Source organism: Thermopetrobacter sp. TC1 (assembly GCF_000746275.1).
Taxonomy (GTDB): Bacteria; Pseudomonadota; Alphaproteobacteria; order Rhizobiales; family Aestuariivirgaceae; genus Thermopetrobacter.
This window is the reverse complement of the sequence record NZ_KN050829.1, coordinates 201,809-223,751: the sequence shown is the minus strand read 5'-3', so window position 1 is coordinate 223,751 and position 21,943 is coordinate 201,809. Positions and strand designations below refer to the sequence as shown.

The window sequence follows — 21,943 nt, the reverse complement described above, 5'->3', positions numbered from 1 at the left end:
GCTCCACACACTTCGACGATTGGCGGGCCTGTTCGCCTGTCAGGATGCGCCTCTATCGCTCATCCCCGCGCCACGCGCGGCGGCATGGCCGTGCTCCGCCGCACTTCCGCCGCCAGGGCGAGATTGCGTTTCTCCACAACGTCGCCCAGGGTCACGGAAGAGAGAAAGCCCCAGATCTGCCGGCGCAGGGACGACCACAGCTCATGAGTGATGCAGGCCTCGCCGTTCTGACAGCCCTGCACGCCATCGCCGTCCGGGCAGCGTGTGACGGAGAGGGGTTCATCGGCAGCGGATATGATGTCGCTGATGAAGATCTCGTCCGGATCGCGGGCCAGACGATAGCCGCCGCCGGGGCCGCGCACCGAGGTGACAAGCCCCGCCTTGCGCAGGCGCGAAAAGAGCTGCTCGAGATATTCCTGAGAGATGTTCTGGCTGGCGGCGATTTCGGCCAGAGATACAGGCTTGTCCGTATGCCGGCTGGCGATGTCGGCCATGGCCATGACCGCATAGCGTCCCTTGGTCGACAGCTTCATCTCGCGCCTCCTCGCACTCGCACCCGCTCACACGATCCGCAGCCTTTGCGGGCCTTCCTCCCTGTCAGCCCCCCTTCATGCGCCTTACGCAAAGCCGACCGCACGCCCTTGCAGGGGCATCATGCCCGGCCATCATCCGAACCGGCCGGGCGCAACTTACCCCCAAGATCAGCAAGCGGCGCAAAAAGGCAGCCTGCCCAACCGCATTTTGCCCTTCTGCTGCCTTAAAATTCACCCTTCCGCCCCGCTTTTTAGGCCTGTGCTCTTGCCCGGCGGGGGCGGAAGCGTGTAGGGTTGCATTCATCAGCTCAAGCGCTCACTTTCGCGGGGCGCCCTTGCTCTTTCATGATCGGGTATAGAATACCCGAGTAAAGCAGTCAACTATTTCCGCACCAGCACCCGATCCCGCCTGCCAGGCCCGGCTTGTGCCTTCCATTTTCTGGCATGCCTTGCGTATTCTTCGGGATCCACTAGATAAGAGCTGGCGGAAGGGTCATGTTTTCGCCGCGCCTTGCTTTGTTTCCATCGGCGCAGGCGAAGGGGACAAGGCCCGTTTCACCGCCAGGAAACGATCACGAGACGCTTGAACGTCTGTCACAGGAAGGTTCGCGAGGTTTCTGGGAGGCTCCATGCCTGAGGTCATTTTCAACGGACCGGCCGGCCGTCTGGAAGGGCGGTTTCATCAGGCCGAAGACCCCAATGCGCCGATCGCCCTGATCATGCATCCGCATCCGCAGTTCGGCGGCACCATGAACAACCCAATCGTGCATGCGCTCTATTACATGTTCGTGCGCCGCGGCTTTTCCGTTCTGCGCTTCAATTTCCGCGGCGTGGGGCGGTCGCAGGGGCTGTTCGACAACGGCGCCGGTGAGCTGGCCGATGCTGCCGCCGCGCTCGACTGGCTGCAACTGGTCACCAAGGAGCCGCGCAGCTGCTGGCTGGCGGGTGTCTCCTTCGGCTCCTGGATTTCCATGCAGCTGCTGATGCGGCGGCCGGAAGTGCAGGGCTTCATCACCATCGCGCCGCTGGCCAAGCACTATGATTTCTCCTTCCTCGCCCCCTGCCCCACCTCGGGCCTGTTCGTCAACGGGGCGGAGGACAAGGTCACACCGCCGGAAGAGGTGGAAAAGCTCGTCAAGAAGCTGAAGACGCAAAAGGGCATCACCATCGATCACGTGGTGATCCCCGGCGCCAATCACTTCTTCGAAGGCAAGCGGGATGAACTGATCGCGGTGTGTGACGACTATCTGGTGCGGCGCATGGAGGAGATGGGCCTGCCCGTGGCCTGAAAGCCACCTGGCACGGGCTCTATTGCAGCGCGCCGTGCCGGTGGGCGAAAAAATCCGTGAATGTTTCAGACATCCCGGTGCGGATCATTCCTTCGCGCCGGGATCGTTCTTTCTGGCGCGCCTTTCATCCTCTTTCACCGGTTCATCCGGCATGTGCGCCGCATCGCCTTGCGCACGCAGGAGTTCCTCGCGGCGGATCTCGTGAAAGGCGGAGGCCAGAAGACCGGAGGGCACGGCGACGATGCCGATGCCGACGAACAGCACCAGCATGGTGAACAGCCGCCCGCCGACGGTGACGGGATAGACATCGCCATAGCCGACGGTGGTCAACGAGACCACCGCCCACCAGAGGGCATCGAAGATGTTGGCATATTTCTCGGGCTGGGCGGCGTGTTCGAAATGCCAGATGCCGAGCGCGACGAGGTAGAGAAAGATCAGCGACATACCGAGAAACATGCGGATTTCATGCCGCACGAGACGCCAGGCGTGGGAAAAATGCTCAAGCGCCCTGGCCGCCCGTGAGAAGCGCAAGACATGCACGATGCGCAGCAAGCGAAAGGCACGCACGGCGAGCACATCGGCACCAACGAGCCAGTAGGGCACCACGGCCAGGGCATCGATCAGCCCCCAGGGGGAGAAGAGATAACTCAAGCGGTCCCGCGCCACCCACACCCGGAGAACAAACTCTATGGTGAAGGAATAAACGATAATCAAATCAAGGGTATGAAGGAGATTCTTGATGTTGTTTGGGAGATTCTGGAATGTTCCGAGCGATATGGAGAAAACGGAAAGCAGGATCAGCGCCTGAATGATCAGCGCCACGCGCTTGCCGTTGCGCGAGGAGATGTCAAAGAGGGCCTCGTGCACCTTCTCGCGCAGGCTGGCCGGAGGATTTGGCCGCATCTTTTCCTGTTCCGCGGTCATGGCGCCTCTTTCGGCATGCTCAGCCGCCCGCCGGTCAATGGCATGGGCGCTCCGGTGGTCTCAGGGAACGTTATCGGCAGTTTTTTCAGGGACCGCACCGCCAGATAGGCCCAGCACTGGGCCTCGATCATGTCGCCATCCACGCCCAGAACCTCAACCGGCACCACGGGCATATCCAGCGTTTCCGCCAGCCAGGTCATGAGCGTGCGATTGCGGCGTCCGCCGCCACAGACATACAGGGTGCGCGGCTTTGCCGGCAGCCAGCCTGCCGCCTCGGCAATACAGCGCACGGTGAGCATGGTCAGGGTGGCGGCCCCATCCTCAAGGGAGAGGCCTTCGGCAGGGCCGATGTCGAAATCATTGCGGTCCAGGGACTTCGGCGGCGGCCGGTGCAGAAAGGGATGCGCCAGCCAGACATGCAGGCGCTCGTCATGAACAATGCCCGATGCGGCGGTGCGCCCGTCTTCGTCATAGGCGCCCCTGCCGTGACGGCGCATCCAGTCATCGACCAGCGCATTGCCGGGGCCGCAGTCGAAAGCGATCAAGCGGTCATCATCGCCAATGAGGGTGATGTTGGCCACCCCACCGATGTTGACGAAAGCGGCCGGAAGCGGGTGCTTTAAGGCGAGCGCGCGATGATAGACCGGCGCAAGCGGCGCTCCCTGCCCGCCCGCCTCGACATCGGCCGCGCGCATGTCCCAGACCACAGGCAGGGAAAGGGCTTCGGCCAGCATGTTCCCGTCCCCCAGCTGCACGGTAAGCCTCAGCTCGGGCCGGTGCAGAACCGTCTGGCCATGAAAGCCGATCACATCCGGGATCAGACCGAAGGAATCCATGAACTGCCGCACGGCCTCGGCATGGGCGCGGGTGATGGCCTGTTCCGCCTGATGCAGCACGCCGGGGCGGGCGGTGCGCACGCCTGTCTCTTCAAGGGCGCGCGCGGCATAACAGGCCTCGTGCAGGAGCGTGCGCATGGCCTCGTCATAGGGCACATGCAGGGACGGGCCGGGCGAGACCAGTACGTCTCCGTCGGTTTCCAGCCAGGCGACGTCGATGCCGTCCATGGACGTGCCGCTCATCAGGCCGAGGGCCTTGAAGTTGTCCTTTGCCATGCCCCTTCAGGAATGCTAATCACGCTCTCGCCTGCGGCGCCGCAAACGTGCGCCGCGAATCGCACCGGTACGTCACCATAGCATGGTCAGGGGCCGTCATGGGCAGGTTCAAATCCGATTTCCTACAGGTTCTGGACGAACGCGGGTTCATCCATCAGGTCTCCGAGCCGGAGCAGCTGGACGAGATTGCGGCGCGTGAGCGCATCACCGCCTATATCGGCTTTGATGCCACCGCGCCCTCGCTGCATGCCGGATCGCTCCTGCCCATCATGATGCTCTACTGGCTGCAGCAGACGGGACACCGCCCCATCACCCTCATGGGCGGCGGCACCACCAAGGTGGGCGATCCTTCCGGCAAGGACGAATCGCGCAAGCTGCTCAGCGAGGAACAGATCGCGCGCAATCTGGAAGGCATCAAGAAGGTCTTCTCCAGGTTCCTGAAGTTCGGCGAGGGGCCGACCGATGCCATCATGCTCAACAACGCCGAGTGGCTGGACAATCTCAACTACATCGCCTTCCTGCGCGATTACGGCCGGCATTTCACCATCAACCGCATGCTCACCTTCGAATCCGTCAAGCGCCGGCTGGAGCGCGAGCAGCCGCTCACCTTCCTCGAATTCAACTACATGATCCTGCAGGCCTATGACTTTCTGGAGCTCTATCGCCGCGAGGGCTGCATCCTGCAGATGGGTGGTTCGGATCAGTGGGGCAACATCGTCAACGGCATTGAGCTCATCCGCCGCGTGGAAGGCGGACAGGCCTTCGCGCTGACCTCGCCGCTTTTGACCACCGCTTCCGGCGCCAAGATGGGCAAGACCGCGGCCGGAGCGGTGTGGCTGGATGCGAACATGCTCTCGCCTTACGAATACTGGCAGTACTGGCGCAATGTGGAGGATGCCGACGTTGGCCGCTTCTTGCGCCTGTTCACCACGCTGCCGCTCGATGAGATCCGGCGGCTGGAGGCCTTGCAGGGCGCGGAGATCAACGAGGCAAAGAAGATCCTGGCCACGGAGGCCACCGCCATGCTGCACGGGCGGGCCGCCGCGGAGGAAGCGGCGGAGACGGCGCGGCGCACCTTTGAGGAAGGCGCGCTGGCGGAAGGCCTGCCTACGGTGGAAATTCCGCGCGAGAGCCTGAAGGAGGGGCTGGGACTGTTGCGGGCGATGGTGCTGGCCGGACTGGCCAAGAGCAATGGCGAGGCCCGCCGCGCAGTCAAGGGCGGGGCGGTGCGTGTCAATGATGAGAAAATCTCCGATGAGCGCCTCATCCTCACCGAGGAGCACATCAACGACGAAGGCGTCATCAAGCTTTCCTTCGGCAAGAAGCGCCACGTGTTGCTCAAGCCCGTGTAAACCCCTGCCCTGACGGCTTTTTCCGCCAAGCCTCTGATCCGGCGGAATGGTGTTTGCGCCGCATGCCGTCAGGTGCGTCCGTCCTGCCTGCCCGCACGCAGCGCATCCAGGCTGTAGAGCGCAACCGCCAGCCAGATGAGCACGAAGGCAATGGCGTGATCGCGATCGAAGGGATCGCCGAAAACGAAGACGGCGGTGAGGAACATCAAGGTCGGGGCGAGATACTGCATCACGCCCAGGGTGGAGAGGCGTATGCGGCGGGCCGCGGCGGCGAAGAACAGAAGCGGCGCCACCGTTACCGGGCCACAGGCGGCAAGAATGAGGCTGAGCGTTCCGTCCTTGCCGAAGGCAAGCGGCACGCCCTGCCCCGACAAGAGCAGAAGCACGGGCACGGCCAGCAGGGAGAGCACGAGGCTTTCCACGAACAATCCGTCCAGTGGCCCGGCGGGCATGGTCTTGCGCAGGTAGCCATAGGCTGTGAAGGACATGGCAAGCAGCAGGGCCAGCCAGGGAAAGACGCCGGCGGAGACCGTCAGCCAGACAACGGCGCTAAGCGCAAGGCCGATGGCCAGCCATTGCCGCGGCGAAAAGCGCTCGCCGAGAAAGATATAGCCCACCGCCATGTTCATGAGCGGATTGATGTAATAGCCCAGAGAAGCCTCAAGCGTGCGGCCGCTGGCCACGGCCCAGACGAAGAAGCCCCAGTTTGTGCCGATGAACAGCGCGGAGAGGACCATCACCCGCGCCATGCGCCAGCTGGAAAGCAGCGCCAGCCCCTGGCGCAGGCGCCCGATAAGGAGCAATAGCAGCGCTGTTACCGGCAGGGACCACAGGGCCCTGTGCGCGGTCACCTCAAAAGCGTTGACGCCGGCCAGCAGCTTGAAAAAGAGCGGATTGCCGCCCCACAGCCCATAGGCGGCCAGCGCATGGAGAATGCCGGCAAGAGAGGCCCGGTTCTGCAAGCCCTCCGCACTTTCTCCGCCCGCACTGTCCGATCCGCTTTCCGCCGCCATGGATGTTTCTCGCTTATGTTCACTGAAGTTCGGGGAAATGTAAGGGCCGTTGCGCTATTGGCAAATAGGACAAAGAAACGGGGGTCCGAGAAAATTCAGGAAGCATGATGTTGCCGTCAAACTGACCGAGGAAAAAAACTTTCCATACACTTGGCGTTAGTTTCTTAACTCATTGATAAACAATAATAAAATGTCATTGCCGGGCCAAGCCTGTCCCGGGCCTGAACCGGGATCCCGGCAATCTAGGGCCAGGAATGAGGCGTTTTTGGCGGTCGATGGTGCTTTCCGGCAGGCCATACTACACGACACACACAGTGTCATACCGGCGAAAGCCGGTATCTAAGGCCACAAACGCATGAGTTTGCGGCCCGAGACCCCGGCTTCCGCCGGGGTGACGAGGAAGATGGTAGCTTTATGCTTTCGCCGGGGTGACGAGGAAGATGGTGGCCTTATGTTGTGTCCTGTGGTTTGGCATGACTGCATGACATAATTCGCAAACATATGAAATTATTGGCTTTTTAAACAGCAATCATTTGTGTGATTGCTGTAGGTCCCCCCTGCCGAACAGTACCGGAAGAGGTCCAAAACCTCTTCCGGCATTGAAATGCATGGCTGTATGCCGGACACCGCCTGCCGCGCAAGGTTGCGCCGGGTCATTCCGCGGCGGCGCGCTTCTGCTCTTGTTTTACGCCTGCGGTCATCAGGTGATAGACGATGGCGTCCAGCATGGCCTCGAAGGAGGCATCGATGATGTTGGGCGAAACGCCGACGGTGAAGAAGCGCCCGCGGCCGTCGCTCTTCCATTCGATGAGCACGCGGGTGGTGGCATCGGTGCCGGTGTTGACGATGCGCACCTTGTAGTCCACCAGCTCAAGATCGCGGATGACCTCGGAATAGGGGCCGAGATCCTTGCGCAGGGCGGCATCAAGCGCATTGACGGGGCCGTTGCCCTCGGCCACGGACATGTAGCGCTTACCGGTGATGTTCACCTTGACGATGGCCTCGGCCAGGGTGACGAGTTCACCGCGGGCGTTGTAACGGCGCTCGACGATGACCTTGTAACTCTCCACATCGAAATAATCCGGCACCTTGCCCAGTCGGCGGCGGGCGAGAAGCTCCAGCGAGGCCTCCGCGCCGTCATAGGCATAGCCCTGCTTCTCCCGATCCTTGATTTCGGCCAGCAGCGAGGCAAGGCGCGGATCGTCCTTGTCGATGTCCAGGCCAAAGCGCTTCAGCTGCGCCACGAGGTTGGACTTGCCCGCCTGATCGGAAACGAGCACGCGGCGGGTGTTGCCCACCTTCTCCGGCGGCACGTGCTCGTAGGTATCCGGGCTTTTCAGGATGGCGGAGGCATGAATGCCCGCCTTGGTGGCAAAAGCAGTCTCGCCAACATAGGGCGCCTGCACCTCCGGCGGGCGGTTGAGGATCTCGTTGAAGGCACGGGAGACCTGGGTGAGCCGTTCCAGCGCCCCCTCGTGCAGGCCCAGCTCGAAGCGGGAGGCATAGATATCCTTCAGCGCCAGCGTGGGAATGAGGGTGATGAGATTGGCATTGCCGCAGCGCTCGCCGATGCCGTTGAGCGTGCCCTGGATCATGCGCGCGCCGGCGCGCACCGCCGCCAGGGAATTGGCCACGGCAAGCCCGGCATCATCATGGCAGTGAATGCCGAGGTTCTCGCCGGGCACGATGTTGGTGACGGAAAAGACGATGCGCTCCACCTCCTCCGGCATGGTGCCGCCATTGGTGTCACACAGCACCACCCAGCGGGCGCCGGCGTCATAGGCGGCATGAACGCAGGCCATGGCATAATTGGGATTGGCCTTGTAACCGTCGAAGAAATGTTCCACGTCGACAATGGCCTCAAAGCCCTTGGCCCGCGCGGCATCAACCGATTCCTGAATGGCGCGGATATTCTCCTCCAGCTCGCAGCCCAGCGCCAGCTTGACGTGATAGTCCCAGCCCTTGGCAACGAAGGTGATGGCATCGGCCTTGGCCTGCAACAGCGCCTGCAGGCCGGGATCATTGTCGGCGGAGCGGCCGGGGCGGCGCGTCATGCCAAAGGCCACGAACCGGGAGCGAAAGCCGTGCTCGCTGGAAAACAGTTCGGTATCCGTGGGATTGGCGCCCGGATAGCCGCCCTCGATGTAATCGATGCCGAGATCGTCCAGCATGCGGGCGATGGTCTTCTTCTCCTCCACGGAAAAGTCGATGCCCGGCGTCTGCGAGCCGTCCCTGAGCGTGGTGTCGTAGAGATAGAGGCGCTGTTTCATGATTCTCCTGCCCTCCGGCTGTTGATCCCGGTCTTTGCGTGTCGGCCAGGTTTAAGGGTCTTCCCGTTTTCAGCTTGCGTCACAAGCGCGCGTCCGGCCTAGCCGAAGATCCCCGCTGCGTACATCACGCCGAGAACGACGGCGACGACGATGGCGATCTTGATGGCGAAGCCATAGATGAGCCATTTCGGCATGCCCGCCTGCGGCGCTGACCCCTCGCCCGGACGTTCAGGCGCGGGATCCGGCATTTCCGGTGGCGAAATCTGCGTCATGGCAGGTCTCCTGCATTGTCATCCGTTTTCGTTTCTCGCCATTTCAGCCCTTCCATTCATCCTTCCGCCGAAAGCCGGGGGGCTTGTGTTCCCTACGCATGAAACCACGGGCTTGTACCCCCAAAGTTGGCGAGAACTTTTCAGCGTTTCACCTCCCATGTGGTGCCTTGCGGCGAATCCTTCAGCACGATGCCCTTGGCGGCCAGTTCATCGCGGATGCGATCGGCGGTGGCGAAGTCCTTGCGCTTGCGGGCTTCTGCGCGTTCGGCAATGAGGCGTTCGATTTCCGCCTCATCAATCTCCACCTTCGGTGCGGTGGCGGCAAACCATTCATCCGCGGTCATCGGCAGCAGACCCAGCAGATTGGCCGAGGCCTTCAATTCCGCCGCCCTGCCCTCCTTGGCCAGCCGGTGCAGTTCGGCAATGGCCCTGGGCGTGTTGAGATCATCGCAAAGCGCGGCGAGCACGCCCGTATCGGGCTTTTCCGCCGGCCCGGCCTCTCCCACGGCGCGGTAGAGCCGGTCGAGAACCTTGCGGCTTTCCTCTAGCCCCTTTCGCGTCCAGTCGATGGGCGCACGATAGTGCGTGCGCAGCATGTTCAGCCTGAGCACCTCGCCGGGCCACTCCTCAAGCAGTTCGTGGATGGTGATGAAGTTGCCCAGGGACTTGGACATCTTCTCGCCTTCCACCTGCAAAAAGCCGTTGTGCATCCAGTACTTGGCCATGAAGGGCTGACCATGGGCGCAGGTGCTCTGGGCGATCTCGTTTTCGTGATGCGGAAACTGCAGATCAATGCCGCCGCCATGGATGTCGAAGGTCTCGCCCAAGTGCTTCCAGCTCATGGCGGAGCACTCGATGTGCCAGCCGGGGCGGCCCGGCCCCCAGGGGGAATCCCATGCCGGCTCGCCCTCCTTCGAGGGCTTCCACAGCACGAAATCCATGGGGTTCTTCTTGTAGGGCGCCACCTCCACCCGCGCACCGGCGATCATCTCATCCAGCGTGCGCTTTGAAAGAATCCCGTAGTCCGGATCGGCGGTGACGTCATAGAGCACATGCCCTTCCGCCACGTAGGCGCAGCCCTTCTCGATGAGCTTCTCGATCATCTCCTGCATGGCGGCGATGTGCTCCGTTGCGCGTGGCTCAACGGAGGGCGGCAGCACATTGAGTGCCGAAATGTCCTCGTGAAACTGGCGGATGGTGCGCGCGGTGATCTCGGAGATGGGCACGCCATCCTCTGCCGCACGGGCGTTGATCTTGTCGTCCACATCCGTGATGTTGCGTACGTATTTCACATGCTCAGGCCCATAGAGATGGCGCAGCAGGCGAAAGAGCACATCAAAGACGATGATGGGCCGGGCATTGCCGATGTGGGCATAATCATAGACCGTGGGCCCGCAGACATACATGCGCACAAGGGCCGGATTAAGCGGCTCAAAGCGCTCCTTTTGCCGCGTGAGCGAATTGTGAACGACAAGTTCTGGCTGCTCAGCCATGCCTGATCCTCCGGGCTTTCAGGCCCGGGGCCGCCTGAACGTCTTGTGGAGGGGAAAAAGACATGCGAACCCGGGCCAGCCGTATGCTAGCCGGTAATGATGATGATCCCGCAAATCTGACACATAAGGGTTCGCATGGGTGCGTGTATGCCGCAAGCGACTTTAATGGTCAAGTGCCAGGACATTTTTCCCGCAATTTCTTTCGCAAAAGCAGGCGAACAAACATCTTCTCTTCTTCTGATAGAAGATTACCTTCCTTTAATTTGTCACGAAATTGGCATAACACGCGACCATCCAAGTCTCTCGGGATAATATTTGAATATTTCATATATTCTTGAAATACTTTTATCTCTTCTATGCTATAATGATTAAGAATATCATCTAGAAGTTCAGATACCTCATTTTTAGAGATGCCTTTAGGAATAAAGTAATCTTCTTGTTCATTTTCAACAGAATACTCTAATATCTGTATAATATCTTTTGAATTCCAAATTGAGCACGTATCTGCTTCCTGCATCAAAAGAAAAGATTGCGCTGTTCCATCAAATTCTATCCCCAAAAGATGCACGCGAACACCATAAATCTGAGCCATCTGCACGCCCACACGCAGATCTTCATCTCCACTCAATAAAATGGCATCAGAAATAGCTTTGTTCTGTGCAAGTGTAATAAGATCTGTAACAATTAAAGAATCAACGCCTTTTTTGCTGCCGTTGTGCATTTAGAAAGCCAAGACGCAATTTAACGTTATCTTCATGCGCCAGTTGTTTTTGCTCAAGTGAAGGTGATCCGCTTGCGGCATCATACCAGTAGATGCGAAGAAGTTCTTTTCCCTCAAATCGATTATCTCCAAATTCTTTCAATTTATGGATAACTTCCGGAATTCGCAGCCTAAGTGTATGTCGTGGCTGTTTTTGTCCAGTGAGAGAAGCAGAGCCCTGTGCAAAGAGATAGCCCGCATCCACAAAAATAGCGTATCTAGAAACAAGCTGCATTGTTTAATAGCATATAGCAGGAAGGCCCCCGCAGGGGCCTTCTATTTTCCTCGGCGCCTCGTATATGGAGGCCGCCTCGGTACGGCTATTTATATAACACAACACGCATATATAAGTCAATATGTGAATAATCCAACTTAAAGGAGTGTTTGCATGTACACGTTCGATCGGGAAACGATCCTTCTGGTGAAGGATGTGCTCGACATGGCCCGGGAGAAGGGCCTGATGATCGCCACGGCGGAAAGCTGCACCGGCGGGCTGCTGGCGGCGGCGATGACCGACGTGCCCGGCTCCTCCGCCGTCTTCGATCGGGGTTTCGTCACCTACTCCAATCAGGCCAAGCACGAGCTTCTGGGCGTGCCCATGGAGCTGATCGAAACCCATGGCGCCGTTTCCGAACAGGTGGCCCGTGCCATGGCGGAAGGGGCGCTTGCCCATTCCAGGGCGGATATCACCGTCTCCATCACCGGCATTGCCGGGCCCACCGGCGGCACGCCGGAAAAGCCGGTGGGGCTTGTGCATTTCGCCTCCGCTGCCCGCGATGGCGAAACCATCGCCTTGCGCGAAACCTTCGGCAACCTCGGCCGGCAGGGCGTGCGCCAGGCCGCCATGATGACCGCCCTGCACCTGCTGCGCCAGCAGATGGAAGAGAACTATCCGCCCACTGTCGTCTGAAGTTGCGCGGCACAGCCCATGACAACGACACTGACGCTAAGCGTTACTGCATTGATCAGAAGGGTAACGAAGAAGACGCACTGAATCGGGCTTGTGTTGTGGAGTCACGCCTGTCCGGCTTACAGGCGCACCAGGCTTGCGCCCCAGGTGAAGCCGCCGCCCATGGCTTCAAGCAAAACAAGATCACCGGGGTGCAGCCTGCCGCTGCGGCGGGCATCATCCAGCGCCAGGGGTACGGATGCGGCGGACGTGTTGCCGTGCCGATCCACGGTGACGTGCACCTTCTCTGGCGGCAGCCCCAGTTTCTTCGCCGTGGCCTCGAGAATGCGGATATTGGCCTGATGCGGCACCATGAGCGCGATGTCCTCCGGCCTTGCGCCCGCATCATCCAGTACTTCGCGCGTTACCTCCGCCAGCTTGACCACGGCATGGCGAAACACCTCCCTGCCCTTCATGCGCACCTTGCCGCAGCTTTCCCCGGCGGAGGGGCCGCCGTCCACATAGAGCAGATCGGCATAGCGGCCATCGGCATGCAAACGGGTGGCAAGCACGCCCCGGTCGGACAAATCGCCCCGCCCTTCCTCTGCGCGCATGATCACAGCACCGGCGCCGTCGCCAAACAGGACGCATGTGCCGCGATCCTGCCAGTCGAGAATGCGCGAGAAGGTTTCCGCCCCGATGAGCAGGACGGTGCGGACCTGCCCGGAGCGAATGAAGGCATCGGCCGTGGCCAGACCATAGAGAAAGCCGGAGCAGACGGCCTGCACATCAAAGGCCGGGCCGCCATGGGTGATGCCCAGCTTTTCCTGAACCGTCGCCGCCGTGGCGGGAAAGGTGCGATCGGGCGTGGTGGTGGCCACAAGGATCATGTCGATATCGGCCGGTCCGAGGCCGGCGTCGGCAAGGGCGTTGCGGGCGGCATGCACGGCAAGATCGGAGGTCAGCTCCCCGTCCGCCGCGATATGGCGCTGGCGGATGCCGGTGCGGGTGCGGATCCATTCGTCGGACGTGTCGACGATTTCGGCAAGATCGTCATTGGTCAGCACTTTCTCGGGCAGATAGGCGCCCGTTCCGATGATGGCGGATCGCAGCATGGAATGGTCCAAATTCGCTTGAGTCACTCTCAACAGAAACCGACGCCGGCATGATCGAAGCCGGCAATCGGCGGCGGTTCGGCCGCCTCAGGCCTTCTCCCGCATGTCGAGAAGCTTCTGCTTCACGGAAAGATCGCGGGCGATCTTTTGAACAAGGTTTGCCTTGGCCATGTCAACAGCGATCTCGATGGCATTGGCAAATCCGAAGGCGTCCGTGCCGCCATGGCTTTTCACGACAATGCCATTGAGGCCGAGAAAGACGCCGCCGTTGCTCTCGCGCGGATCCAGCTTCCTGCGCAGCCGGGCAAAGGCGCCGCGGGCGAGCAAGGCGCCAAGGCGGGCCAGCCATGATTCGTTGATGTAGGCCTTGAGCGTGGCGGAAATCTGCTGGGCGGTGCCTTCGGCGGTTTTGAGCGCGATGTTGCCGGTAAAGCCTTCGGTGACGAAAACATCCACGGTGCCGGCGGCGATGTCGTTGCCCTCCACGAAACCGTGATAGGCAATGGGCAAATCGGCGGCGCGCAGCATGCGGCCGGCCTCGCGCACATATTCCACGCCCTTGATCTCCTCCACGCCCACATTGAGCAGCCCCACGGAGGGGCGGGAAATGCCAAGCAGGACGCGGGCCATGGCCTCGCCCATGATGGCGAAGTCCACAAGCTGTTCGGCATCGGCGCCGATGGTGGCGCCCACGTCCAGCACCACGGACTTGCCGCGCATGTTGGGCCACAGACAGGCGATGGCCGGGCGCTTGATCCCCTCCATGGTCTTGAGCACGAACACGCTCATGGCCATGAGCGCGCCGGTGTTGCCGGCGGAAACAGCCACGGCCGCCTCGCCATCGCGCACCGCTTCCAGCGCCTTCCACATGGAGGATGTGCGCCGCCCCTTGCGCAGGGCCACGCTGGGCTTGTCATCCATGCGGATGGCCACATCGGCATGGCGGATCTCGCCGCGCTCGCCGATTCGCGGATGGCGCGCCACCAGCGGGGCGAGACGCGCCTCATCGCCGAACAGCAAGACGCGCATGTTGGGGTGGCGGGCGAGTACCATGTCCACGCCCGGAATCGTCACCTCCGGCCCATGGTCTCCCCCCATGGCATCCACGGCAATGACGTAGCCCTTGCCCATCTTTGCGTATTCCCCTCTCGGCGGAAGAGCCGGCGCGACAGGCGCCGCCGGCACATCACAGCTCGCCCGCTGCCAGCCCCCCTATGCCGGAAAGAATAGCTTTCTGCCAAGGCCAGGCAACAGAAAACCGGCCGGAAGCGAAACGAAAGACGAAAAGGCTTTCGCCTTGAGGAAGGAGAGACGGCCATACCCTTCATGCATGCAGGCGGCCGGAAAGGGAAGCGGCGCGGCCCTGCTTGGGCGCCGGCGGGGTGCTGATGGCCTCGTCCAGCCGCGGCGCGGCAGGCTGGCGCGGCCGGCACATGGCGGCATACTGAAAGCCATGTAAACGCCAGGCCCATTGCAGGCCGACGATCATGCCCTTCGCCGCCGGCAGCAGCAGCCAGAAGGAGGAAATGCCAACCGCAAGCGCCACGAACAGCACCGAGCCCTCCTGCAGATTCGCCCACTGATCCAGAATGAGGGAAACGACTATGACGAGATTGAGGGCGAGAAAGGCGGCAAAAAGCGGCCCCATGCGATCGGCACGGTGATGATAGAGCTCCTCGCCGCAGGAAGGGCAGCGATCGACCACGCTCAGGCCATGCGCATAAAGATGCGCCTGTCCGCAGGACGGACACCGGCGGCGCGCGCCGCGCAGCATGGCCAGAAGCCAGGAGCGCCGGCGCGGCGGCGGATTGGCCCCGGGGTTGTGATGACGGCTTGTGGCCATCGGCATAAATCCCGTTTCGTGATTCTTTCACGTATACGGGATTGTGCGCGTCATGCGTGACAAAAAGAAGTCATCGTCACGCCGCGCGACAGCATGCCGCAACCTAGACCGGCCAGGCCGCGTGTTCCCTTGTGGTTCTCTCACTGGACCGGCAATTTCAGCGGGATATTTCAGGTGCTTGAGAGGCGATCGGGGAAGCGGCGCTCGGCGCGGGCGAGTTCGGCCGGAGAGAGGCGCACGACCAGCTCGGTGCCGGTTTCGTCATCGGCCCGGCGCAAGACTTCACCATGGCGGTAGAACCAGGCGATGTCCGCGCCTTCATGCGGGGCAAGGCGCACGGTGCGCACCGCCTCCTGCGCCCCGAGCAGGGCCTCGATGCGGGCGAGCAGATCGGGGATGCCCTCCCCGGTCCGGGCGGAAACGATGACGGCGCCTTCGCGCTCCGCCTGCTGGCGCAGGCGCTCCCGCAAGGCGGGATCCCACAGATCGGCCTTGTTCCACACCTCGATCATGCGCCCGCGCCGCTCTTCATCAATGCCGAGCTCGGCGAGAACACCCTCCACATCCGCCGCCTGCGCCTCGGCCTCTTCCGGGTCGCTCATGTCGCGCACATGCAGGATGACATCGGCCTCCACCACCTCTTCCAGCGTGGCGCGGAAGGCGGCAACCAGCGTGGTGGGCAGATCAGAGATGAAACCAACCGTGTCGGAAAGGATCACCTCGCGCCCGTGTGGCAGGCGCACCCGGCGCAGGGTGGGATCGAGCGTGGCGAAAAGCTGATCGGCGGCGTGCACCTCGGCGCGGGCAAGGCGGTTGAACAGCGTGGATTTTCCGGCGTTGGTGTATCCGGCAAGGGCAATGACCGGATAGGGCACGCGCCGGCGCGCCTTTCGGTGCAGACCGCGGGTGCGCGCCACCTGTTCCAGCTGACGGCGCAGGCGGGCGATGCGTTCGGAAATGATGCGCCGGTCCGCCTCGATCTGGGTTTCGCCGGGGCCGCCCATGAAACCGAAACCACCGCGCTGACGCTCCAAGTGCGTCCAGGAGCGCACAAGCCGCGTTTTCTGGTATTCGAGATGCGCAAGCTCCACCTGCAACCGGCCCTCCTTGGTGCGGGCGCGGCGGCCGAAGATCTCCAGGATGAGGCCGGTGCGGTCCAGCACCTTGGCATCCCAGGCCTTCTCAAGGTTACGCTGCTGCACCGGGCTTAGGTGCGCATCGACGATGACAAGCTCCGCCTCCTTTTCGCGCACGCGAGCGGAGAGATCCTCCACCTTGCCGGCGCCGATGAGGGTGGCGGGCGTGATGCGCTGCAAGGGCACGATCTCGCTGGCCACGATGTCCAGATCTATGGCGCGGGCCAGATTCACCGCCTCCTCAAGGCGCCGTTCAGGATCCCGCCTGGGCCTGCGTCCGTTCACCGGCGCCACCGCCCCGGTCATGCCCTCCTCCGTGGTGCGGCCGCGCATGGCCGACGGGCGCATGTCCACATGCAGGACCATGGCCCGGGTCGGGGGCTTTTCCTCGATCTGAAAGGAGATTTCGTTTCTGGCCGACTGCTTGCGTCGCCGTGATTTCTTGCTCAAGGGTCCGTCCGGTTGCTCCTCGGCCTTCGGTTCCGTCCGTTATACCGTCATGGCGGACGGCGTTTGCGCCGCGCCGTGTCTCGTCACCGGATTATATGGGAAGGCTATCAAGTTTTGCAAAGGGGCATGACGGCAGACGGCGCCCGCCCTGCCGAAGCCGGCATGAGGATCAGAACCAGCGCTCGCGGACGTAGATGATATCGCCCGGATAGATCTGCGTGGTCAGCGGCACCTTGTAGGTGTGCGTGCCGTCAGCCGTGCGCCGGGTGAGCAGCACCGGGCCGCGGTCGGCGCGGGCGGTGTAGCCGCGGGCGATGGCAATGGCGTTCTGCACGGTCATGCCCGGCTGATAGGGATAGTTGCCGGCCTGCTGCACCTCGCCGAGAATATAGAAGGGCCGCAGCGCCATGGGCTGCACGGAAACGGCCGGATTGCGCAAGAAACCGTTGCGCAGCCGCGCGGTGATCAGCCCTTCGATCTCGCGCAGGGTCTTGCCGGCCACGGCCGTGGTGCCAATCAGCGGCATGGAAATATTGCCGGCGGGATCGACGGTATAGGTGCCGGTGAGGTCCTTCTGGCCCATCACCACGATGCGCAGCTTGTCCCCCGCTCCCACGCGATAGCCATTGAGATATTCATAGGCCGCCGCCTCACCGGAAGCACCAAAGGGCGGCACCACGCCGGCCTCGTTGCGCGCCGGCTGCACGGAAGCGGTGGAGATGGCATCGGCTCCGGAGACGATGCGCCCATCATTCATCACGGCGGTGCCGCCTGCCGGCGCATGCGGCGGGGCGGATTCCCAGTCGCGCGCACAGCCGCCCAGAACAAGGGCGGCAACAGTGGCAAGGATGACGGTACGCATGAACACTCTCCAGATCCCGCATGACTTGTCAGACGGCGCAAACCGCTTTCCCTGACCCTTTCAGGCGTTGGGAAAAGCGGCACGTGGCCGTTTTTACGGGACAATGATGAACGCTCATGGTTAGCGAGCGTTTAAGAGATCCTTTCCCGCCGGTTAAACCGCTGGCCCAATGCGACAGGGTCTTAAGCATTTGGTTACCAAAGACTGCGAGACTGCCAGGCGCGGTCGTGCGATTCGCGCTCGCCAGCCCCCTTGCATGGCTCCCTGCGGGAAAGGGCGCAACGCACACCGTTCATTCATGTGTTGCGGACATGAGGGTTTCGGGTTCGGCCATGCAGCAAGGGCAGTTGGATACGGCGACCGGTGCGGCAGTGCCCGTGCGCGCCATTGACATTTCGGAAATCCTTGCGGGGATGAAACGCCGCAAGAAGCTGATCTTCGGCCTCACCCTGCTGTTTGCACTGGCCGGAACCCTTTTCGCCTACCTGGCCAAGCCGGTTTACACCAGCGAGGCGCAGGTTCTGGTGGAGTATCAGGATTCGCCCTATCTGCGCTCACCGTTTGAGCCCACGCCCACAACGCGGGTTGTGGATGACAGGGCGGTGAAGTCCCAGGTCTCGGTGCTGGAATCGCGCGATCTCGCCCTGAAGATCCTCAATGATCTCAGTCTCATTGGCACGCCGGAATTCGACATTCTCCAGCGGGGCCTGGGGCCGTTTCGGCGTCTGAAGATCCTGCTCGGCTTCGTGCCCGATCCGCGCAAGCAAACGCCGGAACAGCGGGCGCTGGAGGAATGGTACAAGAACCTGCGCGTCTACAACCTGCCGCAGACGCGGGTGATTGTTGTTGCCTTCACATCGAGCAAGCCTGAGCTTTCCGCGCGCATCGTCAATGCGCTTGTTGATGCCTACGTCGAGCAGACGCGCGAGGAGCAGCTGAAGAACACCAGCGAGGCCCGCGCCTGGCTGAAAAAGCAGATCGAGGATCTGCGCAAGAAGGTGGTGGAATCGGAAAAGGCGGTGGAGCGTTTCCGCGCCAAGGCCGGGCTTTACAAGGGCATGCGCGCCACGCTGCTCAGCCAGCAGCTCAGCGAGCTCAACACCCAGATCACCAATGCGGAATCGGAGCGCTCCAAGGCCTCGGCCGAGGCCAAGGCCATTCGCGAGATGATCAGGAAGACGGGCTCGGCCGACAATTCGCCGGAAGTGCTGCGCTCGCCCCTCATCCAGCGGCTGCGCGAGCAGCAGGCGACGCTGGAACGCAAGTTGGCGGAGCTGTCCACCACCTATCTGGAGAACCATCCGCGGGTGGTGGCGGTGCGGCGCGAACTGGCCAACCTCAAGGCGCGCATCCGCAAGGAATCGCTCAAGATCGCCGCGGCGCTGGAAGAGCGGGCGCGCATTGCCGCCTCGCGTGAAGCGGAGCTGCGCGCGGCCCTCAATCGCTTGAAGGCAAGGGCGAAGACGGCCAATCAGGACGAGGTGCGCCTGCGGGAGCTGGAGCGCGAGGCCAAGGCCAACCGCGCGCTGCTTGAAACCTTTCTTGCCCGCTACAGCGAAGCGGCCACGCGGCGTGAGGCCGATGCCCTGCCCAAGCTGGCGCGGGTGATCTCCCGTGGCGGCGTGCCGGCGGAGCCTTCGTTTCCCAAGCGCGGACCGATCATCATTCTTTCCACCCTTGGCGGTTTTGGCCTCGGGCTGGGGCTGGCCTTCATCCTCGAAGTCATGGGGGCGTCTGCACGCCTGTCGCGACAGATGCGGGCACAGGTAACCGCGGCCCAACCCGCCGCAACAGCACCGGTCATGGCTGGAACCGGCGCAACGGCGACCACAGGGGCGGGCAGCGCCGGCATGACCGCAACAGGCGCACCGGGCGCGCCGCCCGTTGCGGCGGGCATGGCCGCCTCGCCTGTCATGACGCCGGAGATGAGCGCGCCGATGCCGCCGCAAGGGGCCGGCAGCTTCGGTATGGCCAGCGTCTCCGGCCTCACCTCGGCCCCTGCCCCCGGATATGCCCAGCCTGCCGCCACACCGGGTTCGGCATCCGTGAGCGCCGCGTCCCAGACAACCGCCTCGCAGCCGCAAGGGATGCAGAACGCCGGCATGGGCATGGCGGCCGCAAGCGGCATGAGCGCCTCTGCTGCCTCTGCCGCTGCCACAACTGCCGCTTCATCCGCCACGACCGGCGGCACAGGATCCGGATCTCTGCCGGTGGTGATTGACCTGTCCTCGGCCGATGCCACCGGGCATGATGCGGCGCTGGCGCCGTTGGCGGGCTGGCTGCGCTCATTGCAGGCGCAGGAGGGCCTGAAACGCACCGCTTTTACCGGCCTTAACGGCACGGCTGAAGATGCCGCCGCCCTCATGGCTGGTATTGGGCGGGCGCTGGCCATGACCGGCATGAAGGTGGCGGTGATCGATGCCGATTTCGAGCTTCAGAGCCTTGCGTCCGTAATTGCGCCGCAGCGCGAGAAGGGCCTGGCCGACGTCCTTGCCGGGCGCGCGAACTTCGCCGATGTCATGATGCGCGATGCCGCCACCGGCCTGCATGTGGTGCAGGCGGGGCGCAATCCGCCGCAGGGCGATCTTTCGCTGGCCTTCCGCTCCGTGATCGAGGCCATGGAGCAGGTCTATGACCTCGTGCTGCTCAACGAGGGCGAGGCCCGCTATCCGGCCCGGCGCGAAAGCTCGGTGCTGCCGCTGGTGGAGACGGCTTTCACCATCGTGCACCGCCGTGATGTGCCTCTGGCCGAAAGCCTGTGCGCCGCCCTGCGCAAGGCGGGCCTGAAGCATTGTCACACGGTTTCGCTGCAGAAGGTGCGGGCCCGGACCGGCGCGGTTCAGGCAGGCTGACGGCCGGGGCAATAAAGCGGCATGGGGCAGGCAGATCCTTTTTCAGGGAGCAGGCGCATCATGGACAAGCACGCATTGTTCAGGGCCGGGCTGGATGTTCTGCACTATTCCGGCATTGCGCGGCTGGCGGCGCGTTTCTTCTCGGGCTGCGGCGCCATTTTCATGCTCCATCACGTGCGGCCGCGTCCGTCCCGCGGTTTTGCGCCCAATGCCGGACTGGAAGTCACTCCCGAATTCCTCGATGAGGCCATCCGTTTTGTGAAGGCGCGCGGCTATGCGCTCATGGCGCTTGATGAACTGGTGGCGCTGTGGGAGGCCGGCGAGACCGAGCCAGAACGGCCCGTTGCCATTTTCACCCTTGATGACGGCTATCGCGACAATGCCGATTATGCGCTTGAGATTTTCCGCAAGCATGCCTGCCCCTTCACCGTGTTCGTGGCGCCGGCCTATGCCGATGGTCAGGGCGAGCTGTGGTGGAGCCTGCTTGAGGAGGTCATCGCTCATAATGGACGCGTGCGCCCGGCCCTGCCCGGCCTGCCCGAAGAGATGCGCTGCGAGAGCGATGATGAGAAAATGGCGGTGTGGCATGCGCTTTATCCGGCCGTGCGCTGGCAACTGGGCGAACATGAACAGCGGCGCTGGATACGCGACTTTTGCGCCCGTCACGGCGTGGACTGGCAGGAACACTGCCAGAAGGAGGTGATGGACTGGCAGGCGCTGAAGGCCCTGGCGGCAGAGCCTCTGTGTTCGATCGGTGCGCACACGGTGCATCACTATGCCCTGGCCCGTCTGCCCGATGCCGAGGAGGTGCGGCAGGAGATGGAGATCTCGCGCGCCCGCATCCGGCAGGAACTTGGCATTGAGGCCAACACCCTCGCCTACCCCTATGGCGATGCCGGATCTGCCGATGTGCGGGAATTCGAGCTGGCGGCACAGGCGGGATTTTCCATCGCGCTGACCACGCGCAAGGGGCTTTTGCAGCCGGAGCATGCCCTGGCGCCCACGGCGGTGCCGCGGCTTTCACTCAACGGCTTTTATCAGAACATCCGCTATCTTGATGTGCTGCTTACCGGCGCGCCCTTCGCCCTTGCCGGTCGTCTGGCCGGCTAAAGCTGCCGCTTATGTCCTTTCGCCCTTCCTGAACAGAAAAAGGCCATGACGCCTAAAAGCTCCAAGAGCGTCATGACCTTCTTTCTCACTGCCCTCATGGCAGAGGGCGCACGTGCATTCACCCCTTACGCGGCGAGAAGCGCGCGCACCTCTCCGGGCATGGAGGAGAGCACATCATCGATCTCGCCGGCGCTGACATGGCTTTTCAGCACGGCAAAGGTGGCGCGTACCGCCTTTTCGGCATCAAGATCATCCCACTGGCCCAGATGGGCGCGCACCATGTCGAGAAATTCCTCGCGATGCCGCGCCTTGACCGGCACCTTGGAGGGATCCCAGCCCTCGTAGAAGATGCCGCGAATGAGCACGGGCAGCTGGGCGGCAAGCTGCGCGGCCTCATCCACCGTCAGCCTGTCGCGCAGGGCCTGCAGGCTGGCGCGCAGGGCAGCATAGGCCTTCTGCTCATCCTCCACGCCCAGCTCCTCGCCAATTTCCTTGAGCCACTCACGCGCTTTCTGGATCGCCTTCTCAAAGCCGCTCATGGTCCTAAGCCTCCCTTCATCCTTCCCGAAAGGTTTACGTTTCCCGAGAGCCTGTCCCACGAGCCAGCCTTCCCGCTCCCGTTCAAAGAGCGCACGCACATCTCCCCTTTTACATATGGGAAGAGCCCA

The 21,943-nt window shown here is 62.5% G+C and carries 20 protein-coding genes; 5 read left to right on the top strand and 15 right to left on the bottom strand.

The features are described from left to right. Window positions 1-59: 59 nt before the first annotated feature. Window positions 60-533 (bottom strand): Rrf2 family transcriptional regulator, encoded by a 474-nt coding sequence (locus EK16_RS09420; protein ID WP_038036537.1) that lies wholly within the window; start codon window positions 531-533, stop codon window positions 60-62. 629 nt (window positions 534-1,162) lie between these two features. Here EK16_RS09420 and EK16_RS09415 point away from each other — a divergent pair. Further along, on the top strand, window positions 1,163-1,822 hold the full coding sequence (locus tag EK16_RS09415; RefSeq protein WP_038036536.1) for an alpha/beta hydrolase: 660 nt from the start codon (window positions 1,163-1,165) through the stop codon (window positions 1,820-1,822). 84 nt (window positions 1,823-1,906) lie between these two features. Here EK16_RS09415 and EK16_RS09410 read toward each other — a convergent pair whose 3' ends face one another. Then, on the bottom strand, window positions 1,907-2,746 hold the full coding sequence (locus tag EK16_RS09410) for an ion transporter (RefSeq protein ID WP_051929189.1): 840 nt from the start codon (window positions 2,744-2,746) through the stop codon (window positions 1,907-1,909). Further along, window positions 2,743-3,858, bottom strand: coding sequence for an anhydro-N-acetylmuramic acid kinase (locus EK16_RS09405; protein WP_038036535.1), 1,116 nt, complete (start codon window positions 3,856-3,858; stop codon window positions 2,743-2,745). Before EK16_RS09405 ends, EK16_RS09410 begins: the two co-directional genes overlap by 4 nt. Before the next feature lie 98 nt (window positions 3,859-3,956). Between EK16_RS09405 and tyrS the strand changes: the two genes are divergently transcribed. Further along, window positions 3,957-5,210, top strand: a complete 1,254-nt coding sequence (tyrS, locus tag EK16_RS09400; protein ID WP_038036534.1) for a tyrosine--tRNA ligase — start codon at window positions 3,957-3,959, stop codon at window positions 5,208-5,210. A 68-nt stretch (window positions 5,211-5,278) separates the two neighbouring features. Here the strand turns inward: tyrS and rarD are convergent, their stop codons facing one another. The 6 genes from rarD to EK16_RS12305 all read right to left on the bottom strand — a co-directional run bounded on the left by rarD (window position 5,279) and on the right by EK16_RS12305 (window position 11,253). After that, window positions 5,279-6,223 carry an EamA family transporter RarD gene (gene rarD / locus EK16_RS09395; RefSeq protein ID WP_051929188.1) on the bottom strand — a complete coding sequence of 315 codons (945 nt, stop codon included), beginning with the start codon at window positions 6,221-6,223 and terminating at the stop codon, window positions 5,279-5,281. 653 nt (window positions 6,224-6,876) lie between these two features. Beyond that, window positions 6,877-8,493 (bottom strand): citramalate synthase, encoded by a 1,617-nt coding sequence (cimA, locus tag EK16_RS09390; RefSeq protein WP_038036533.1) that lies wholly within the window; start codon window positions 8,491-8,493, stop codon window positions 6,877-6,879. Between the two features lie 98 nt (window positions 8,494-8,591). Next, window positions 8,592-8,765: a hypothetical protein gene (locus tag EK16_RS12310; RefSeq protein WP_156098554.1), complete on the bottom strand. Its 174-nt coding sequence runs from the start codon at window positions 8,763-8,765 to the stop codon at window positions 8,592-8,594. A 140-nt stretch (window positions 8,766-8,905) separates the two neighbouring features. Then, window positions 8,906-10,258, bottom strand: a complete 1,353-nt coding sequence (cysS, locus tag EK16_RS09385) for a cysteine--tRNA ligase (protein ID WP_038036532.1) — start codon at window positions 10,256-10,258, stop codon at window positions 8,906-8,908. Window positions 10,259-10,427: 169 nt separating this feature from the next. Then, on the bottom strand, window positions 10,428-10,979 hold the full coding sequence (locus EK16_RS11600) for an NYN domain-containing protein (RefSeq protein ID WP_051929187.1): 552 nt from the start codon (window positions 10,977-10,979) through the stop codon (window positions 10,428-10,430). Further along, window positions 10,951-11,253: an NYN domain-containing protein gene (locus EK16_RS12305; protein WP_156098553.1), complete on the bottom strand. Its 303-nt coding sequence runs from the start codon at window positions 11,251-11,253 to the stop codon at window positions 10,951-10,953. The genes EK16_RS11600 and EK16_RS12305 overlap by 29 nt, the downstream gene beginning before the upstream one ends. Before the next feature lie 153 nt (window positions 11,254-11,406). Here EK16_RS12305 and EK16_RS09375 point away from each other — a divergent pair, with 153 nt between their 5' ends. After that, window positions 11,407-11,928: a CinA family protein gene (locus tag EK16_RS09375; protein WP_051929186.1), complete on the top strand. Its 522-nt coding sequence runs from the start codon at window positions 11,407-11,409 to the stop codon at window positions 11,926-11,928. Between the two features lie 119 nt (window positions 11,929-12,047). Here EK16_RS09375 and EK16_RS09370 read toward each other — a convergent pair whose 3' ends face one another. The 5 genes from EK16_RS09370 to EK16_RS09350 form a co-directional block, all read right to left on the bottom strand. Further along, window positions 12,048-13,022 carry a beta-ketoacyl-ACP synthase III gene (locus EK16_RS09370; protein ID WP_038036531.1) on the bottom strand — a complete coding sequence of 325 codons (975 nt, stop codon included), beginning with the start codon at window positions 13,020-13,022 and terminating at the stop codon, window positions 12,048-12,050. Window positions 13,023-13,109: 87 nt separating this feature from the next. After that, complete coding sequence (gene plsX, locus EK16_RS09365) at window positions 13,110-14,153, bottom strand: phosphate acyltransferase PlsX (protein ID WP_038036530.1); 1,044 nt, start codon at window positions 14,151-14,153, stop codon at window positions 13,110-13,112. A 193-nt stretch (window positions 14,154-14,346) separates the two neighbouring features. Next, complete coding sequence (locus EK16_RS12005) at window positions 14,347-14,865, bottom strand: DUF983 domain-containing protein (protein ID WP_081910449.1); 519 nt, start codon at window positions 14,863-14,865, stop codon at window positions 14,347-14,349. Between the two features lie 170 nt (window positions 14,866-15,035). Then, on the bottom strand, window positions 15,036-16,451 hold the full coding sequence (gene hflX, locus EK16_RS09355; protein WP_369793094.1) for a GTPase HflX: 1,416 nt from the start codon (window positions 16,449-16,451) through the stop codon (window positions 15,036-15,038). 169 nt (window positions 16,452-16,620) lie between these two features. Next, complete coding sequence (locus EK16_RS09350) at window positions 16,621-17,313, bottom strand: polysaccharide biosynthesis/export family protein (protein ID WP_038036529.1); 693 nt, start codon at window positions 17,311-17,313, stop codon at window positions 16,621-16,623. A gap of 332 nt (window positions 17,314-17,645) precedes the next feature. Here EK16_RS09350 and EK16_RS11595 point away from each other — a divergent pair, with 332 nt between their 5' ends. Beyond that, the gene (locus EK16_RS11595; protein WP_051929184.1) at window positions 17,646-20,165 is read left to right on the top strand and encodes an exopolysaccharide transport family protein; all 2,520 of its coding nucleotides are present in this window, start codon (window positions 17,646-17,648) and stop codon (window positions 20,163-20,165) included. A 60-nt stretch (window positions 20,166-20,225) separates the two neighbouring features. Continuing rightward, window positions 20,226-21,275, top strand: coding sequence for a polysaccharide deacetylase family protein (locus EK16_RS09340; RefSeq protein ID WP_038036629.1), 1,050 nt, complete (start codon window positions 20,226-20,228; stop codon window positions 21,273-21,275). A gap of 125 nt (window positions 21,276-21,400) precedes the next feature. Here EK16_RS09340 and EK16_RS09335 read toward each other — a convergent pair whose 3' ends face one another. Beyond that, on the bottom strand, window positions 21,401-21,814 hold the full coding sequence (locus EK16_RS09335) for a DUF2267 domain-containing protein (RefSeq protein ID WP_038036528.1): 414 nt from the start codon (window positions 21,812-21,814) through the stop codon (window positions 21,401-21,403). Window positions 21,815-21,943 lie beyond the last annotated feature (129 nt).

Coding starts and splice junctions, on each gene's coding strand:
- rarD (WP_051929188.1), bottom strand. CDS start 6,223: ATGGCGGCGGAAAGCGGATCGGACAGTGCGGGCGGAGAAAGTGCGGAG.
- EK16_RS12005 (WP_081910449.1), bottom strand. CDS start 14,865: ATGGCCACAAGCCGTCATCACAACCCCGGGGCCAATCCGCCGCCGCGC.
- EK16_RS09415 (WP_038036536.1), top strand. CDS start 1,163: ATGCCTGAGGTCATTTTCAACGGACCGGCCGGCCGTCTGGAAGGGCGG.
- tyrS (WP_038036534.1), top strand. CDS start 3,957: ATGGGCAGGTTCAAATCCGATTTCCTACAGGTTCTGGACGAACGCGGG.
- cysS (WP_038036532.1), bottom strand. CDS start 10,258: ATGGCTGAGCAGCCAGAACTTGTCGTTCACAATTCGCTCACGCGGCAA.
- plsX (WP_038036530.1), bottom strand. CDS start 14,153: ATGGGCAAGGGCTACGTCATTGCCGTGGATGCCATGGGGGGAGACCAT.
- EK16_RS09370 (WP_038036531.1), bottom strand. CDS start 13,022: ATGCTGCGATCCGCCATCATCGGAACGGGCGCCTATCTGCCCGAGAAA.
- EK16_RS11595 (WP_051929184.1), top strand. CDS start 17,646: ATGCAGCAAGGGCAGTTGGATACGGCGACCGGTGCGGCAGTGCCCGTG.
- EK16_RS12310 (WP_156098554.1), bottom strand. CDS start 8,765: ATGACGCAGATTTCGCCACCGGAAATGCCGGATCCCGCGCCTGAACGT.
- EK16_RS09340 (WP_038036629.1), top strand. CDS start 20,226: ATGGACAAGCACGCATTGTTCAGGGCCGGGCTGGATGTTCTGCACTAT.
- EK16_RS09375 (WP_051929186.1), top strand. CDS start 11,407: ATGTACACGTTCGATCGGGAAACGATCCTTCTGGTGAAGGATGTGCTC.
- EK16_RS09420 (WP_038036537.1), bottom strand. CDS start 533: ATGAAGCTGTCGACCAAGGGACGCTATGCGGTCATGGCCATGGCCGAC.
- EK16_RS11600 (WP_051929187.1), bottom strand. CDS start 10,979: ATGCACAACGGCAGCAAAAAAGGCGTTGATTCTTTAATTGTTACAGAT.
- EK16_RS09405 (WP_038036535.1), bottom strand. CDS start 3,858: ATGGCAAAGGACAACTTCAAGGCCCTCGGCCTGATGAGCGGCACGTCC.
- EK16_RS09410 (WP_051929189.1), bottom strand. CDS start 2,746: ATGACCGCGGAACAGGAAAAGATGCGGCCAAATCCTCCGGCCAGCCTG.
- EK16_RS12305 (WP_156098553.1), bottom strand. CDS start 11,253: ATGCAGCTTGTTTCTAGATACGCTATTTTTGTGGATGCGGGCTATCTC.
- EK16_RS09335 (WP_038036528.1), bottom strand. CDS start 21,814: ATGAGCGGCTTTGAGAAGGCGATCCAGAAAGCGCGTGAGTGGCTCAAG.
- EK16_RS09350 (WP_038036529.1), bottom strand. CDS start 17,313: ATGCGTACCGTCATCCTTGCCACTGTTGCCGCCCTTGTTCTGGGCGGC.
- cimA (WP_038036533.1), bottom strand. CDS start 8,493: ATGAAACAGCGCCTCTATCTCTACGACACCACGCTCAGGGACGGCTCG.